The sequence below is a fragment of the Sphingobium ummariense RL-3 genome (assembly GCF_000447205.1).
Classification (GTDB): Bacteria; Pseudomonadota; Alphaproteobacteria; order Sphingomonadales; family Sphingomonadaceae; genus Sphingobium; species Sphingobium ummariense.
The window spans coordinates 155357-170715 of record NZ_AUWY01000112.1 but is presented as its reverse complement, the minus strand read 5'-3'; the positions used below and the strand labels follow the sequence as shown (position 1 = coordinate 170715).

15 protein-coding genes and 1 pseudogene are annotated in these 15359 nt (G+C 67.3%); 9 read left to right on the top strand and 7 right to left on the bottom strand.

Features of this window, described 5'->3' with window-relative positions; all coding sequences use genetic code 11:
* Positions 1-220 (top strand): annotated as a pseudogene (locus M529_RS0124925) (glutamate--cysteine ligase); the annotation flags it as partial.
* 135 nt (positions 221-355) lie between these two features.
* Here M529_RS0124925 and M529_RS41455 read toward each other — a convergent pair.
* Positions 356-1657 (bottom strand): methyltransferase family protein, encoded by a 1302-nt coding sequence (locus M529_RS41455; RefSeq protein ID WP_021319125.1) that lies wholly within the window; start codon positions 1655-1657, stop codon positions 356-358.
* Positions 1658-1705: 48 nt separating this feature from the next.
* The gene (locus M529_RS41450; RefSeq protein ID WP_021319124.1) at positions 1706-2248 is read right to left on the bottom strand and encodes a winged helix-turn-helix transcriptional regulator; all 543 of its coding nucleotides are present in this window, start codon (positions 2246-2248) and stop codon (positions 1706-1708) included.
* A 92-nt stretch (positions 2249-2340) separates the two neighbouring features.
* Between M529_RS41450 and M529_RS41445 the strand changes: the two genes are divergently transcribed.
* Positions 2341-2751 carry a VOC family protein gene (locus tag M529_RS41445; protein WP_021319123.1) on the top strand — a complete coding sequence of 137 codons (411 nt, stop codon included), beginning with the start codon at positions 2341-2343 and terminating at the stop codon, positions 2749-2751.
* 4 nt (positions 2752-2755) lie between these two features.
* Here the strand turns inward: M529_RS41445 and M529_RS41440 are convergent, their stop codons facing one another.
* Together M529_RS41440 and M529_RS41435 are read right to left on the bottom strand one after the other, a co-directional pair.
* Positions 2756-3394: a DUF1345 domain-containing protein gene (locus M529_RS41440; RefSeq protein ID WP_021319122.1), complete on the bottom strand. Its 639-nt coding sequence runs from the start codon at positions 3392-3394 to the stop codon at positions 2756-2758.
* A 40-nt stretch (positions 3395-3434) separates the two neighbouring features.
* A complete protein-coding gene (locus M529_RS41435; protein WP_021319121.1) occupies positions 3435-4004 on the bottom strand; it encodes a hypothetical protein in 570 nt (189 codons plus the stop codon).
* Positions 4005-4125: 121 nt separating this feature from the next.
* Here M529_RS41435 and ruvA point away from each other — a divergent pair, with 121 nt between their 5' ends.
* Positions 4126-4734: a Holliday junction branch migration protein RuvA gene (gene ruvA, locus M529_RS41430; protein ID WP_021319120.1), complete on the top strand. Its 609-nt coding sequence runs from the start codon at positions 4126-4128 to the stop codon at positions 4732-4734.
* Complete coding sequence (gene ruvB, locus M529_RS41425; RefSeq protein WP_021319119.1) at positions 4731-5750, top strand: Holliday junction branch migration DNA helicase RuvB; 1020 nt, start codon at positions 4731-4733, stop codon at positions 5748-5750. Before ruvA ends, ruvB begins: the two co-directional genes overlap by 4 nt.
* A 104-nt stretch (positions 5751-5854) precedes the next feature.
* Here ruvB and M529_RS41420 read toward each other — a convergent pair whose 3' ends face one another.
* Positions 5855-8266, bottom strand: coding sequence for a ligase-associated DNA damage response DEXH box helicase (locus tag M529_RS41420; protein WP_031295234.1), 2412 nt, complete (start codon positions 8264-8266; stop codon positions 5855-5857).
* 72 nt (positions 8267-8338) lie between these two features.
* Positions 8339-9118 carry a helix-turn-helix domain-containing protein gene (locus M529_RS41415; protein ID WP_021319117.1) on the bottom strand — a complete coding sequence of 260 codons (780 nt, stop codon included), beginning with the start codon at positions 9116-9118 and terminating at the stop codon, positions 8339-8341.
* 219 nt (positions 9119-9337) lie between these two features.
* Between M529_RS41415 and M529_RS41410 the strand changes: the two genes are divergently transcribed.
* Complete coding sequence (locus M529_RS41410) at positions 9338-10663, top strand: cystathionine gamma-synthase family protein (RefSeq protein ID WP_021319116.1); 1326 nt, start codon at positions 9338-9340, stop codon at positions 10661-10663.
* The gene (locus tag M529_RS41405) at positions 10660-11589 is read left to right on the top strand and encodes a 2-hydroxyacid dehydrogenase (RefSeq protein WP_021319115.1); all 930 of its coding nucleotides are present in this window, start codon (positions 10660-10662) and stop codon (positions 11587-11589) included. Before M529_RS41410 ends, M529_RS41405 begins: the two co-directional genes overlap by 4 nt.
* 26 nt (positions 11590-11615) lie before the next feature.
* Here M529_RS41405 and M529_RS41400 read toward each other — a convergent pair whose 3' ends face one another.
* Positions 11616-12290: an HAD family hydrolase gene (locus tag M529_RS41400; RefSeq protein ID WP_021319114.1), complete on the bottom strand. Its 675-nt coding sequence runs from the start codon at positions 12288-12290 to the stop codon at positions 11616-11618.
* A 98-nt stretch (positions 12291-12388) separates the two neighbouring features.
* On the opposite strand from M529_RS41400, the gene M529_RS41395 reads away from it, so the two are divergent.
* From M529_RS41395 to M529_RS41385, 3 genes are read left to right on the top strand one after another with little or no spacing between them, the layout of a single operon-like run.
* Positions 12389-13498, top strand: coding sequence for an ABC transporter permease (locus M529_RS41395; protein WP_021319113.1), 1110 nt, complete (start codon positions 12389-12391; stop codon positions 13496-13498).
* Positions 13498-14382 carry an ABC transporter ATP-binding protein gene (locus M529_RS41390; protein WP_021319112.1) on the top strand — a complete coding sequence of 295 codons (885 nt, stop codon included), beginning with the start codon at positions 13498-13500 and terminating at the stop codon, positions 14380-14382. The genes M529_RS41395 and M529_RS41390 overlap by 1 nt, the downstream gene beginning before the upstream one ends.
* A gap of 3 nt (positions 14383-14385) precedes the next feature.
* Positions 14386-15348, top strand: a complete 963-nt coding sequence (locus M529_RS41385) for an MlaD family protein (protein ID WP_021319111.1) — start codon at positions 14386-14388, stop codon at positions 15346-15348.
* Positions 15349-15359: the final 11 nt, after the last annotated feature.

Below are 15359 nucleotides of genomic sequence, written 5' to 3'. Positions count from 1 at the left end.
CACCCTGCGCGACATCGCCGGCCCGGTGCTCGCCATCGCCCGCTCCGGCCTTGCCGCCCGCGCGCGGCTCAACGGCGCCGGCGACAATGAAACGGGCTATCTCTCCTTCCTCGAAGAGGTCGTGGCCTCAGGCAAGACCAACGCCGAGCGGCTGCTGGAGCGCTATCACGGCGAATGGCAGGGCGACCTCAGCCACGTCTACGAGGAAGAAAGCTTTTAGACAAAACCCCCGTTCGCCCTGAGCTTGTCGAAGGGCACCGCTGAGCCGAAGGCGAAGCCACTTCGCTTCGCTCGGTGAAGGGCTTCGACAAGCCTGTCCTGAGCCTGTCGAAGGGGTCGGCCCGAACGGTGGGTTTTATTCCGCCGGCTGCACCACCGGCCCGGCGACCCGCTTCCTGCCCGTAACCCAGGCGAAGAATCGCGGCACCGCCCCGTTGCGCTCCATCCAGTCGCTATAGACGCGATAGTCCGGGTCGGCGGACAGGTGCTTCTCCTCCGTCTTCGCCCGCCAGTAATAGACCGCGTTGGTCAGCCCCAGCATCGCGCAATTGCGCACCATGTCGGTCAGGCTGTGGCTGACGGTGAGGAAGGGCAGGGAGGAGAACCACCAGAACAGGTTCTTCGACAGATAGGCCGGATGCCGGCTCCAGCGATAGGGGCCGTGCGTCAGGATGCCGCGATGGGTCAGGTTGGAAAAGCGGATACCGAACGCCACCGTCGCCCAGGCATAGATGGCGGTCAGCAGCACCAACCACCCGCCCAGCAGCCATTGCAGCGCCGTCCTGCCCTGCGTCCAGACGTCCCATTCCGCCCCGCCCGCATGATAGTCGAGCGGCCCGCCGCCGCCCATCAGCACGAAGGGCGGGTAGCAGATCAGCGCGGCGAGCCAGCCTTCCAGATAGGGATTGGCGGTGCGGATGTGCGAATCGAGCGGCTTCAGCGTCAGCATGTAGCCTACCGTCGCCATGCACACGTCGATCATGAACATGACCGCGATCAGGAAGCCGGCGAGCGCCACCGGATGGGCCAACGCATCCTCGATCCGCCATTCGACCACGCTGGCGAAATTGCCCGGCACGATCGACACCATGAAGGCGAGGAAGAAGCCCTTGACCGCCCAGGCCCGCGCATGGTTGGCGACCTGCCCCATGTCGGCGGCCCCGGCCGCCCCGCCGATGACCCACTGGCCGAAGGCATAGCTCGCATCCTTCGGCTCGACGAGCCGCCGGTCGAGCCAGATCACATAGGGGATGGACGCGCCCACCAGCCAGGGCGCCGCCGCCGCGAACAGGTCCATGGAAAAGCGATAGTCGCCCCGCCAGTACCAGCGGGCGATGCAGTAGAAGATCGCGATGCCCAGCCACGTCGCCCACAGGCCCGCTATCTTGACCAGGCTGATGTCCAGCACGTCGCGCACCGGCCGCGCCGGTCCGTTCCAGTCGATGCCCGTCGATGCCCGGCGATGCACCTTGTCGACGATCAGCGACCACAGCACCATCGGCAACCCGCAGGCGACTACCGCGGCGATTCCGGCATTGGGGCCGTTCATGCCATAATGACGTGCCACCAGCGTCCAGACGCCCAGCCCTGCCAGCCCCGCCAGGCCAACGCCATGGCTGACGGCCGATTTCGGTGGGGGATCGGCGGAAGAACGCATGCCCGCTCCCCTAGCGGAAAATGGTAAGCAAGCGGTGAAGGCGCGCGTTCAGGCGGCCGCCGGCAGCGCCTCCGCCAGCACCAGCCCCCGCCCGGTCAGCGCATAGTCACTCGCCGGGGGAAATCCATCCACCAGCCGCCGGTCGACCAGTTCCAGCCCCACCAGCCCCCGCAGGCTTGCCGTCATGGCGCGCGGATTGGCGTTGCCGATGCCACGGGAGATGGCGTTGAAGCGGCCGTTCCCGTCCGCGATCAGCCGCAGGATCGGCAGGCTCCAGCGCGACAGCGCGTCGGGGGCCAGCCCGATACGCGCCTGCGCCGCCGCGATCGCCCGGCACGCCTCGCCGATCCGCGCGCCCTCCGCGCTCAGCAGATATTCCGGCCGCAGCGGATGCCCATGCCCCGGATTGCGGATGATCCAGCCGGCGCCGGCCGCCGCCTCCAGCGTCCGCGACAGGCTCTCGCGCGCCATTCCCAGCCGATGCGCGGCCTCCGCGAAGCGCGCTCCGCCGCCACGCTCCGCCAGAAAGGCCATCAGCGGAACCGTCCAGCGATAGCGGCCCAGTTCGGAAAGGACGTCGATTGACAGCATAGGATAGCAACTATACTTTCGTGACTCGACGGGCAAGGGACGCGGAATCAACTGTCCGCCTCGCTGTCCGCCTTTGAACGGGAGGAGGCATCATGGCGACGGTGGAAGACCTCACGGGCGGCGCGGCGGCGATGGGCTATGACGGCGGCCTGACCCTGGCGATGCAGACCGCCAGCCTCGACGATGCGATCCGATGGTATGGCGACGTGCTTGGCTTTACCCTGCTCTACCGCGTCGACGAAATCGCCTGGTGCGAGCTCCAGAGCCCGGTCGCCCGCGTCAACCTCGGCCTCTCTCAGGTGGAGTCCGTGACGCCCGGTGGCGGCGCGGTGCCGACCTGGGGCGTGACCGACATCGCCGCCGCCAAGGCCGCGCTGGAAGGGCATGGCGTCCGCTTCGACGGCGACATCGTCGAATATCCCGGCATGGTGAAGCTGCTCACCTTCTTCGACCCCGACGGCAACGCGCTGATGCTCTACCAGGATCTCGCGCAACCCGGCTGACGGATCAGCCGCCGCCCAGCACGTTGATGGTGAAGGCGATCACGCCCAGGTTGAAGACGAAGGCGGCGAGGCAGTGGAACAGCACCGTTTTCCGGATCTCCGTTCCCGTCACCGCCACGTCCGACGTCTGGAAGGTCATGCCCAGCGTGAAGCCGAAATAGAGAAAGTCCCAATAGCCGGGTTCCTCGACGCCGGGAAAATCCAGGCCGGCGCGATCCTTTCCCTTCCCGTCGGCCAGATACCAGATATGCGCATAGTGCATGGCATAGACGAGGTTGGAGAAGAGCCAGGCCAGCGCCAGCGTCGCCAGCACCAGCGCGATCGCGCCGGCACCGGCGCCCCCATGGCCCGCAACGGCGACTCCCACCGCGACCAGCACCACCAGCGACACGACGCCGGTCAGCAACAGCATCAGTTCGCGATTGGCGTCATTGGCCTGCGCCTTGCGCCGCATCTCCTGCGGATCGGCGCCGATCAGCGGCAGGAAGGCGATCAGGAAGGCGGCGGCGGCGATGTCGAACCCCGCCATCACGGCCTCGTGCCAGGGAATCGCCATGGCCAGCGGCACGGCGCTGAGCAGCAACAGCAGGAACATGCCATAGCGCCGGGGAAAGATGGGCGAGGCGGCGGCGCTGCGGTTCATGCACGCATAGAAGACCGCAAAGCGCCCCCGCGCAAGTCCCTCAGAGCACCGCCGCCACCAGGCCCATGGCCTGCGCCTCATTGGCTTCCAGATACCAGTTTTCCGGCGCCTTCTGCAGCAGCTCTTCCATCGTCACCTGCGATCCCAGGATCAGGTTCTGGAACCCCTCATTCTGGATCGCGATCGACGACTCGATCTCGTTCAGATTGGCCTTGAGCGTCGCGATGCAGGTGGACAGCGGTCCCGCCAGGTTGATCGTCTTGGTGATCAGCCGCTCGTGGATCATCAGCCGCGTGCCCCGCGTCAGATAGCGGTTCTCGGTCGCAAAGAAGCTCATGAAGGTCGCGCCGGCCGAATAGACCGCCGTCTTGCCCAGGAACACCAGCCGCCGCTGCGGATAGAGATCGGAATGGAAGCGGATGTCCTCGCCCATCATCCGCGCGATCTCGGGATCGCCGCCCAGCGTGGAAATCTCCACCACCACCAGCCCCTGCTGCGGCGCGGTGGACAGGCAGTTCTTGAAGTGCAGGTACATGCCGTGGTCGACGATGCCGGATAGCATGATCGCCGGAAATTCGAAATCCTTCGGGCCGAGAAGAGGCGCGGTCATGAATGTTTCCTCGTTGCAGATGGGGGATCGGGCTGCACTACGCACGGGGCGGCAGATATTTCCCGCTGGTGCCACGCGCATTTGGCTGTAAGGAACAGATCATGACCAAAGGGCATGGGGCATGATCGCGAAGCTGAAGGGGCGGCTGGACAGCACCGGCATCGACCATGCGATCATCGACGTGGGCGGTGTGGGCTATCTGGTCGGCGCGTCCTCCCGAACCCTCGCCGCGCTCGGCCCGGTCGGGGAAGCCGTCACCGTCCATACCGAAATGCTGGTGGCGGAGGATTCGATCCGCCTCGTCGGCTTCGCCCGGGCGGAGGAGCGCGACTGGTTCCGCCTGCTCACCGGCGTGCAGGGCGTGGGATCGCGCGTCGCGCTCGCCATCCTCTCGGCGCTGGAGCCGATCGAGCTGCACCGCGCGGTCGTCACGGGCGACAAGGCGATGATCGCCCGCGCCAACGGCGTTGGCCCCAAGCTTGCCCAGCGCATCGTCAACGAACTCAAGGACCGCATCGGCGCTGCTCCGACGCCGATGGGCGCCCCCGGCACGGCACCGATCGCAATCCCGGCCGCCGGCCATGCCGCCGACGCCCTCTCCGCCCTCCAGAATCTCGGCTTCAGGCCCGCCGAAGCCAGCACCGCCGTCGCCGCCGCGGAAGAGGAACTGGGTGAGGGCGCAACGCTCGACGCCCTCGTCCGCCTGGCGCTGCGGAAGGCGGCGAAGTGACCGAAGACCGTCTCCTCACCTCCTCCCGCCGGGCCGAGGATGTCGATGCCGCGCTGCGTCCGAAGTCGCTCGCCGAATTCATCGGCCAGCAGGCCGCGCGGGAGAATCTGCGCATCTTCATCGAAGCCGCGAAACAGCGCGGCGAAGCGCTCGATCATGTGCTCTTCTTCGGCCCGCCCGGCCTCGGCAAGACCACCCTTGCCCAGATCGTCGCGAAGGAAATGGGCGTCGGCTTCCGCGCCACCTCCGGCCCGGTCATCGCCAAGTCGGGCGACCTCGCCGCCCTACTGACCAATTTGGACGAGGGCGACGTGCTGTTCGTGGACGAGATCCACCGCCTCAACCCCGCGGTCGAAGAAGTGCTCTACCCCGCGATGGAGGATCGCGCGCTCGACCTGATGATCGGTGAGGGCCCCTCGGCCCGCTCTGTCCGCATCGACCTGCCGCACTTCACCCTGGTAGGCGCGACCACGCGGCAGGGCCTGCTGACGACGCCGCTGCGCGACCGCTTCGGCATTCCGGTGCGGCTGCAATTCTACACGGTCGAGGAACTGGAACTGGTCGTGCGCCGTGCCGCCCGGCTGCTCGACCTCGCCATCACCTCCGACGGCGCCATCGAGATCGCCCGGCGCTCGCGCGGGACGCCGCGCATCGCCGGGCGCCTGCTGCGCCGGGTGCGCGACTTCGCGCATGTCGCGGGTGCGAAGGCCGTGGACGCGAAGGTCGCCGACGCCTCGCTCAGCCGGCTGGAGATCGACCAGCTCGGCCTCGACCTGATGGACCGCCGCTATCTGATGATGATCGCCGACATCTATCGGGGCGGCCCGGTGGGCGTCGAGACGCTGGCCGCAGGCCTCTCGGAACCGCGCGACACGATCGAGGAAGTGATCGAGCCCTATCTGATCCAGCTCGGCCTCATCGCCCGCACGGCGCGCGGCCGCTGCCTCAATGGCCCGGGCTGGAAGCATCTCGGCCTCAACCCGCCCGCCGGATCGCAGGACGGACTGTTCGACTGACTTCGCCCATCCGAAACCCGTTCGGGCTGAGCCTGTCGAAGCCCCTTTCTTTTTTGAAGAGAAGTGCGGCCCTTCGACAAGCTCAGGGCGAACGGAGTGGAGGTTTAATCCGCCCGCATCGCCTCCGCCACCAGCGCCTCGGCCTCGATCAGCAGCGCATCGTCCACCGCGTGCTGCGCCACCTGCTCGCGCCCGATAAGGATCAGCACCGGCACCGCCAGCGGGCTCACCCGGTCGAGCGCGACATGCAGCATAGTCCCCGCCGCCCGGTCGATCAGGTCGCCCAGCCGGCCGACATCGGTCATCCGCGCCCGCGCATCGGCCCAGGCGGCCTGCAGCAGCATATGGTCGGGCTGGTACTTGCGCAGCACGTCGTAGATCAGGTCGGTGGAAAAGGTCACCTGCCGCCCGGTCTTGCGCTTGCCCGGATGCTGCCGCTCGATCAGGCCGGAGATCACCGCCACATCGCGGAAAGCCCGCTTGAGCAGGCTCGACTGCTCCACCCAGTCCACGAACTCATGGTCTAGGATGTCGGCGGAAAACAGGCTCTGCGGGTCGGTCACCGGCTTCAGGCCATAGACCGCCAGCGCATAGTCGTTGGACACGAAGCCGATCGGCATCAGCCCCAGCGCGTCCATGCGCCGCGTCAGCAACATGCCAAGCGACTGGTGCGCGTTCCACCCCTCGAAGCTGTAGCAGACCAGATAATGCCGCCCCTCATGGGGAAAGGTCTCCACCAGCAGCTGCCCCGGCTGCGGCAGCGCCGACCGGACCTTCTGCATCTCCAGCCATTCGCGCACATCCCCGGGAAAGCGGTGCCATTCGTCCGGCGAGGCGAGGAAATGGCGCACCCGGTCGGCGAGCCGGGTCGACATCGCCATGCGGGTCCCGCCCCAGCTGGGGATGCGGGCCTGTTTCGACGTCGCCCGCACCACGAGGTCGGTCGTGTCCATCCGCACCACCTCCACCGCCATGCCGGAAAAGAAGAAGCTGTCCCCCGGCCGCAACGTCGCGGCAAACGTCTCCTCCACCGTGCCGAGCTTGCGCCCGTTGGCGAAGCGCACGTCGAGCACCGGCTGGTCGACGATGATGCCCGCGTTCATCCGGTGCTGCTGGATGAAGCGGGGATGCGACACGCGCCATGTCCCGTCCGGATCGCGGGTCAGCCGCTTGAAGCGGTCATAGGCGCGCAGCGCATAGCCGCCGCCTTCGATGAAGTGCAGCACATGGGCGAAATCCTCTTCACCCAGCGCGCTATAGGGCGTGGCGGATCGCACCTCCGCCAGCAGTTCCTCCTCCCGGAACGGGCCGGCGCAGGCGATCGCCATCACATGCTGGGCCAGCACGTCCAGGCTCCCGGGCCGGAAATCGTCGGCATCGCGCTCGCCCGCCTCGATCGCATCGAGCGCCGCGCGCGCCTCCAGATATTCGAAGCGGTTGCCGGGGATCAGGATCGCCTCGCTCGGCATGTCGAGCCGGTGATTGGCCCGCCCGATCCGCTGGAGCAGGCGCGAGCTGCCCTTGGGCGCGCCCATCTGGATCACGCAATCGACATTGCCCCAGTCCACCCCCAGGTCGAGCGAGGCGGTCGCCACCAGCGCGCGCAGCTTGCCCGCCGCCATCGCGCTCTCGACCTTTCGCCGCGCCTCGATCGACAGGCTGCCATGGTGGATGGCGATCGGCAGGTTGTCGTCATTGGCCGACCACAATTCCTGGAAGATCAGTTCAGCCAGGCCCCGCGTGTTGCTGAAGACCAAAGTCGTCTGCCGCCGTGCGATCTCCTCCATCACCTGCTTCGCAGCATATTTGCCCGAATGACCCGACCAGGGCACCTTTCCTTCCGGGATCAGGATCGCGACGTTCGGCTCCGCCCCCGCCTCGCCCAGGACGGGCGTCACCGATCCGATGTCGCCATCGGGTGCCAGCCAGGCGCGATAGGCATCGACATCCGCGACCGTCGCCGACAGCGCCACCCGGCGCAGCCCGGGATTGATCGCCTGCAACCGCGCCATGGACAGGTTCAGCAGGTCGCCCCGCTTCTGCGTGGCAAAGGCATGGACCTCATCAACGATGACGGTGCGCAGATCGGAGAACAGCAGCGCCGCGTCCGGATAGGACAGCAGCAGCGACAGCGATTCGGGCGTCGTCAGCAGGATCTGCGGCGGCCGCACGCGCTGCCGTGCCTTGCGGTCGGACGGCGTGTCGCCGGTGCGGGTCTCGACCCGGATCGGCAGCCCCATCTCCTCGATCGGCGTCAACAGGTTGCGCCGCACGTCCACCGCCAGCGCCTTGAGCGGGGAGACGTAGAGGCTGTGCAGCCGGTCGGTCGGGTGAGCGATCAGGTCGGCCAGCGTCGGCAGGAACCCCGCCAGCGTCTTGCCCGCCCCGGTCGGCGCCACCAGCAACGCATGCTCGCCACGCTCCGCCGCCGCGAGCATCTCCGCCTGATGTGCCCGCACCCGCCATCCCCGCGCTGCGAACCAGCTTTCAAGGATGGAGGGGAGTGCGGGAGGCATTGAGGGAGATGTAGGGGGTACGCCCCCCGGACGGAAGTGGCTGCCGCCGTCCCCTGCCCCGCTGCACTCCGCTCAGTCGATCGTCACGCCCACGATGCGCCAGACGCCATCCTCGCGATCGAGCGAAACCGTCTCCACGGCATCGGTGGCCCTGTTGGCAAAGCGCGTGCGGAACTTCACCACCTCATAGCCATGCGGCGGCGCCGGCAGATTCTCCTGGCTGAGGAATGTGCGCGAGACCATCGCGCCGAGCGGCACCCTGCCCTTCTCCGACGCGTCGGCCCAGACCTGCACCGTGTTCATCTTGCGGAACGTCGCCCCGGTCGCCCGGTAGCTTTCCTCCCACCGCCCCTGATCGATCAGGGCCAGGAAGTTGCGGGCTGAATCCACCACCTCCGAATGGGCAGCCGCCTGCGCGGCGACCGGAGAGGGCGGGGAAGCGGCTTGGGGCAGGGCGGCAAGCGCCAGCAGGCCAAGAATCAGTGTCATGAGAAGACCTCCGATGATGATCCAGGGCTGGCGGAGCGCCCGCCCCGCGCCGCTGATCGGCGCGCTTCCCTGATCCTCCCCGGAACCGGCGGCGTCTTCCCCGATTCCCCTGTCCCCCGACAAATCGGGGGTCGCTGGTCCGAAATCGCCACCTTCCGCTTCCAGCAACAGGCGGGCGGCCTCGCGGCTGCTCGACACCGCCATCTTGCGTCGGGCATCGCGCAGCCGTTCGTTGATGGTATGGACCGACAGGCCCAGGCTGCGCGCGACCGATTTCGCGTCGTGCCCGCGGACGATCAGGCGAAGGGTCTGCTTCTCCTTCTCCGTCAGCGCCCAGAAATTCTCGTTCGCCTGCGCGTTCATGGCACGAGACCTAGGTCGGGCATCCTGCCGCAGCTACCCCGAAAAATTCGTATGCCCCCACAGATGGGCCGCCCGCCCATAATCCGGGCTATGTAGAAATATTCATGCCTGCCCGCGAAAGATTATATCTTTCTCCCTCTGGCTCCTTCCCCCGCTCCTGCGTTACACTCCTGTCACCCGAACGGCGCATCAGACGCCGCCGAACCGCAGGAGAAGCATATGACCGGCGAAACAGAAGCCGACCTCACCGGCGCCGAGCCCAGCCGCAACCGCCGCCGCCCCAAGCCCCCGATCATGGAGATCGACGGCCGCAAGCTGAAGCCGGCAACGCTGATGATGGGGCATGGCTATGACCCGACCCTCTCGGAGGGTTCGCTCAAGCCGCCGATCTTCCTCACCTCGACCTTCGCCTTCGAGAGCGCGGCGGCAGGCAAGCGCCATTTCGAGGGCGTCACCGGCATCCGTCCGGGCGGCGCGGAGGGCCTGGTCTATTCCCGCTTCAACGGCCCCAACCAGGAAATTTGCGAGGACCGCCTGTCAGTCTGGGAGGAGGCGGAGGATGCCCTGCTCTTTTCCAGCGGCATGTCTGCCATCGCGACCACGCTGCTGGCGCTGGTCCAGCCCGGTGACGTGATCGTCCATTCCGCGCCGCTCTATGCCGCGACGGAATCGCTGATCGGCCGCATCCTCGGTCGCTTTGGCGTCAAATGGCTGGATTTCCCTGCTGGCGCGACGGAGGAGGAGATCGGCGCGGTGATCGAGCAGGCGAAGGCCCTGGGCCGCGTCGCGCTGATTTATCTGGAAAGCCCTGCCAACCCCACCAACGTGCTGGTGGACCTCGATGCCGTAGTTGCGCGGCGCAACTTGTTGTTCGCGGCGGAGGCGCAACTGCCACCGATCGCCATCGACAACACCTTCCTCGGCCCGCTCTGGCATCATCCGATCTCGCACGGCGCGGACCTGGTGATCTACAGCCTCACCAAATATGCCGGCGGCCACAGCGACCTGGTGGCGGGCGGCGTGCTGGGGTCCAACGCGCTGATCAACACCATCCGCCTGATGCGCAACACGATCGGCACGATCCTCGACCCGCATTCGGCGTGGATGCTGCTGCGTTCGCTCGAGACGCTGGAACTGCGCATGACCCGCGCCGGCGAGAATGCCGCGAAGGTCTGCGCCTGGCTGCGCGACCAGCCGCAGGTGGAAAAGGTCGTCTATCTCGGCTTCCCGGAGGACGACCGGCAGGCCGACATCTACCGCCGTCATTGCACCGGCGCCGGCTCCACCTTCTCGCTCTACCTCAAGGGCGGAGAAGCGGAGGCCTTCGCCTTCCTCGACGCGCTCAAGATCGCCAAGCTCGCCGTCAGTCTCGGCGGCACGGAGACGCTCGCCAGCCATCCCGCCGCGATGACGCACCTGTCAGTGCCCGCCGAACGCAAGCGTGCGCTCGCCATCAGCGACAATATGGTGCGTATCTCGATCGGCTGCGAGGATCCCGACGACCTGATCGCCGACTTCGCCCAGGCGCTGCGGACCATCGCATGAGCGATCGTCCCGTGGTGCTGGTGGGACAGCCGCTGCTTGGTCCGCTGATCCCTCTACTGTCCGCGCACTATGATGCCGTCCCGCTGTGGGAGGAAACGGGCCACGCCCGCCTGGGCGAGGCGCGCGCCATCGTGTGGGCCGGCGAGTTCCCGCTGGAGCAAGCGCTGGTGGAGGCGATGCCCCGCCTCGGCCTCATCGCCTGCTTCACCGTCGGCTATGACGGCGTCGACCTGGACGATGCCCGCGCGCGCGGCATCGCCGTCACCCATGGCGGCGATGCCAATGCAGAAGATGTCGCTGACCATGCGATCGGCCTCATCCTCGCCCACCGCCGCTGGATCGTGGAGGGCGACCGCCAGCTGCGCGCCGGCGGCTGGACGATCGAGGCGAAGACCCGCACCCATTCGCTGGGCGGCGCCCGGCTCGGCATCGTTGGCATGGGTGGGATCGGCATGGCGACGGCAAGGCGCGCGGAAGTGATGCGCATGCGGATCGGCTGGTGGGGGCCGCGCGACAAGCCTGACCTGCCCTGGCCCCGCGCCGAAAGCCTGCTGGCGCTGGCGCAGGACAGCGACATCCTGCTGGTCGCGGCGCGTGCCGACGAGAGCAACCGGCGGATGATCGACGCGGGGGTGATGGACGCGCTGGGGCCGCAGGGCGTGCTGGTCAATGTCGCCCGCGGCCAGCTGGTCGACGAGCCCGCGCTGGTGGAGGCGCTCCGGTCCGGCCGCCTGGGCGGCGCGGCGCTCGACGTCTTCGATCCGGAACCCACCGATCCCGCGCGCTGGGCCGATGTCCCCAACTGCGTGCTCACGCCCCACACCGGCGGCGCCACGCATGAGGCGGTCGGCCGCATGGCGTCATCGCTGCTGGCGAACCTCGCCGCGCATTTCGCCGGGGATCCGCTCCCGAACCGGATCGCCTGACAGGGCGCGTGTCGCAGAGGGAAAGCTTATGCCCAGTCCACCCGCGGCCATCCGCGCGCCTGCGCCAGCAGGGCGAGCGGCTTGTGCGGATTGGCGGCGAAGGGCTCGTCGGCGAATTCCAGCATCGGCGCGTCCGACACATGGTCGGAATAGGCCCGGATATGCGCCTGGCTCCGGTCGATCGCCTCCGCCGCCATCCAGGCCTTGATCATGCGCAGCTTGCCCGTGTCGTAGCAATTTTCACCCGCGATCTTCGCTCGCACATAGCGCAGGTCCTGGCTGAGGTGATCGGTCGCGATCACCGCGTCGAAGCCCAGCCGCCGCGCGATCGGCTCCACATAGAGCCGGTAGGAAGCGGTCGCGAGCACCAGGGTGCAACCGTCGGCGCGATCCCTTTCGATCTGCGCCACTGCCCCGTTGCGCAGGTTGGTCGCGATCACCGTCTCCGCATAGCTCTCCACATGCGGCATCAGCTTTGCGCGTTCCACGTTGAACCCGATCATCAGCCCCTGATTCAGTTCCTTGAGCCGCGCCCGCGTCACCAGCCTCAGCACATAGGCAAGCATCAGCAGCAGGACGCCGGGGAACAGGACCAGCCGCCACGGCGCCATTCGCCGCGCGACGTGCAGGAGGAACCCCGTATAGGTCCCGCTGAAGGTGACCGTGCGGTCCATGTCGTATATCGCCAGCCTGCGCCTCATGCCGTTTCCGAAACTTTCTCGCTGCCCCTTCGTTCTGGCTTGCGGATGGGCCGTTTCGGCTTGCCGTGCAACCGATATTGGACCACTACTCCTCCCGCATGAACAAAGCCGCTGATCTGGTCGAGGAAACGCGTGACGGCAGCAGCGTCATCCGCCTTTCCGGCACGCTGTCGGTCGCCTGCCTGCGCGATCTGCCCGCGCGGCTGGATGCGGTGACGGGGCCGGTCGGCGCGATCGACCTGGGCGACATATCCCATATCGATACCATCGGCGCCTGGACCGTCCACCGCACCGCCCGGCGCCTCGGCGCGAAGGTCATCAACGCGAGCGACGATGCGCGCCGCCTGATCGACACCGTGGCCGGGTATGACGAGCCGATGGCCATCCGTCCCGACCATGTCTCCCCACTGCAGCGGATCGTCGGACAGATCGGCGAGGCGGTGATCAACTCCGGCACCACCCTGGTCGGCCTGCTCGGTTTCTTCGGGAGCACGCTGGTGGCCAGCTGGAGCCTGCTGCGCCATCCGCGCCGCTTCCGGCTCAATGCCGTCGTGCAGCGTTTCGAGGTCGTCGGCGTCTCGGCGCTGGGCATCATCGGCCTCATGAGCTTCCTCATCGGCATCGTCATCGCGCAGCAAGGCTCGGTGCAGCTCAAGCAGTTCGGTATGGAGGTGCTGACGATCAACCTGGTTGGCCGCCTCACCTTCCGCGAACTGGGCGTGCTGATGACCGCGATCATGGTTGCCGGCCGATCCGGATCCGCGTTCGCCGCGCAGCTCGGGACCATGAAGCTGACCGAGGAGATCGACGCCATGCGAACCATCGGCGTGTCGCCGATGGAGGCGCTGGTGCTGCCGCGCACCCTGGCGGTGGTGGTGATGATGCCGCTGCTCGGCTTCTATTCGTCGATCGTCGCGATCATCGGCGGCGGGTTCCTCTGCGCCGTGGCGCTGGACATTCCGCCCATCACCTTCGTCCAGCGACTGCGCGAAGTGGTGCCGATCACCGATCTCTATGTCGGGCTCATCAAGGCGCCGGTTTTCGGCGTCATCATCGCGCTTGCCGGCTGCTTCCAGGGGATGCAGGTCAAGGCCAATGCGGAGGAGGTGGGGCTGCGCACCACCGCCGCCGTAGTCCAGGCGATCTTTCTCGTGATCGTGATCGATTCCTTCTTTGCGGTTTTCTTCACCTGGGTGGGCTGGGTCTGATGGCGCCGCCGGCAGTCGAGGAGGAACGCGTCGAGTGCGCGGTCGAGCATGGCGATATCGCCATCTCCGTGCGCGGTCTCAGGAACAGTTTCGGCGACCAGCTGGTGCATGACGGGCTGGACCTCGACGTGCGCAAGGGCGAGATATTGGGCGTGGTCGGCGGATCCGGCACCGGCAAGTCGGTGCTGATGCGCTCCATCATCGGCCTGCAGACGCCCGATGCGGGCGAAGTCCATGTCTTCGGCGAATCAATGATCGGCCGCCTGGATGACGAGGCGCTGGCCATCCGCAAGCGCTGGGGCGTGCTGTTCCAGGGCGGCGCGCTGTTCTCGACCCTGACGGTGGCGGAGAATGTCGAGGTGCCGATCCGGGAATATTATCCCAATATCGGGCCGCAACTGCGCGACGAGATCGCCGCCTACAAGATCCGCATGACCGGCCTGCCGGAAGAGGCGGGGCCGAAATTCCCGTCCGAGCTGTCGGGCGGCATGAAGAAGCGCGCCGGTTTGGCCCGCGCGCTGGCGCTCGATCCCGATCTGCTGTTCCTCGACGAGCCGACCGCGGGGCTCGATCCCATCGGCGCGGCGGCGTTCGACGATCAGACCCGCAAGCTGCAGCAGACGCTGGGGCTTACCGTCTTTCTCATCACCCACGACCTCGATACGCTCTATTCGATCTGTGACCGGGTGGCGGTGCTGGCGGACAGGCAAGTGATCGCGGTAGGAACCATCCCGGAGCTGCTGGCGCTCGACCATCCGTGGATCCAGGAATATTTCAACGGCCCGCGCGGCCGGGCCGCCACGGCGGCGGTGGAGCGCGAACGCGACAGGTCCGCCGCCGCACAGGACGGCCAGGGGAACGGCCAAGGGAACGGAAAGCGATAGGATATGGAAACCCGCTCCAATCATGTGCTGGTCGGCGTCGTCACGCTGCTGCTGCTGGCGGCGGTCATGGTCACCGCCTTCTGGTTCTCGCGCCTGTCACAGGGCGACAACGCGGAATATGACATCTTCTTCAAGCAGTCGGTGAACGGCCTCGCCAAGGGATCGGGTGTCAATTATTCGGGCGTCCCCTCCGGCCAGGTCGAACGGATCGAGCTGTGGGACCGCGATCCCAGCTTCGTGAAGGTGCGCATTTCCGTGAAGGAAGGTACGCCCGTGCTGCAGGGCACCACCGCTACCATCCAGGGTGTCGGCTTTACCGGCGTGTCGGAGATCGTGCTGGACGGCGCGGTGAAGGGCGCGCCGCCCATCGGCTGCCCCGCCAACAACCCGCTGTCGGCCTGCCCCGACGGCGTCCCCGTCATCCCGACCAAGCCGGGCGCGCTCGGCGAGCTGCTCAACAATGCCCCGCAGCTGCTGGAGCGGCTCTCGACGCTTACCGAGCGCCTGACCGAGCTGCTGAACGACAAGAACCAGCAGTCGATCGCCGGCATCCTCGCCAATGTCGAGCGGGTGTCGGGCGCACTGGCCGACCGCAGCCCGGAGATCGCCGCTACTCTCGCGGAGGCGCGCATCGCCGTTCAGCGCACCGGCATCGCCGCCGAGCAGATCGGCAAGCTTGCCTCCACCACCGATTCGCTGCTGAATGATCAGGGCCGCCCGCTGATGGCCGACCTGCGCAAGAGCGTGCAGGCCGCGACCAGCACCATCGATCAGCTCGACAAGACGATCGCGGAGGCGCAGCCGGGCGTCCACGCCTTCAGCAACCAGACGATGCCGGAAGTGAACCGCCTGGTGCGCGACCTGCGGGAAATGTCGCGCGCCTTCCGCGGTGTCGCCGAAAAGCTCGACCAGCAGGGCGCGGGATCCATCGTCGGATCGCCCGCTTTGCCCGACTACAAGCCTTGAAAGGGAGCCGG

Coding starts and splice junctions, on each gene's coding strand:
- M529_RS41455 (WP_021319125.1), bottom strand. CDS start 1,657: ATGCGTTCTTCCGCCGATCCCCCACCGAAATCGGCCGTCAGCCATGGC.
- M529_RS41450 (WP_021319124.1), bottom strand. CDS start 2,248: ATGCTGTCAATCGACGTCCTTTCCGAACTGGGCCGCTATCGCTGGACG.
- M529_RS41445 (WP_021319123.1), top strand. CDS start 2,341: ATGGCGACGGTGGAAGACCTCACGGGCGGCGCGGCGGCGATGGGCTAT.
- M529_RS41440 (WP_021319122.1), bottom strand. CDS start 3,394: ATGAACCGCAGCGCCGCCGCCTCGCCCATCTTTCCCCGGCGCTATGGC.
- M529_RS41435 (WP_021319121.1), bottom strand. CDS start 4,004: ATGACCGCGCCTCTTCTCGGCCCGAAGGATTTCGAATTTCCGGCGATC.
- ruvA (WP_021319120.1), top strand. CDS start 4,126: ATGATCGCGAAGCTGAAGGGGCGGCTGGACAGCACCGGCATCGACCAT.
- M529_RS41420 (WP_031295234.1), bottom strand. CDS start 8,266: ATGCCTCCCGCACTCCCCTCCATCCTTGAAAGCTGGTTCGCAGCGCGG.
- M529_RS41415 (WP_021319117.1), bottom strand. CDS start 9,118: ATGAACGCGCAGGCGAACGAGAATTTCTGGGCGCTGACGGAGAAGGAG.
- M529_RS41410 (WP_021319116.1), top strand. CDS start 9,338: ATGACCGGCGAAACAGAAGCCGACCTCACCGGCGCCGAGCCCAGCCGC.
- M529_RS41405 (WP_021319115.1), top strand. CDS start 10,660: ATGAGCGATCGTCCCGTGGTGCTGGTGGGACAGCCGCTGCTTGGTCCG.
- M529_RS41400 (WP_021319114.1), bottom strand. CDS start 12,290: ATGAGGCGCAGGCTGGCGATATACGACATGGACCGCACGGTCACCTTC.
- M529_RS41395 (WP_021319113.1), top strand. CDS start 12,389: ATGAACAAAGCCGCTGATCTGGTCGAGGAAACGCGTGACGGCAGCAGC.
- M529_RS41390 (WP_021319112.1), top strand. CDS start 13,498: ATGGCGCCGCCGGCAGTCGAGGAGGAACGCGTCGAGTGCGCGGTCGAG.
- M529_RS41385 (WP_021319111.1), top strand. CDS start 14,386: ATGGAAACCCGCTCCAATCATGTGCTGGTCGGCGTCGTCACGCTGCTG.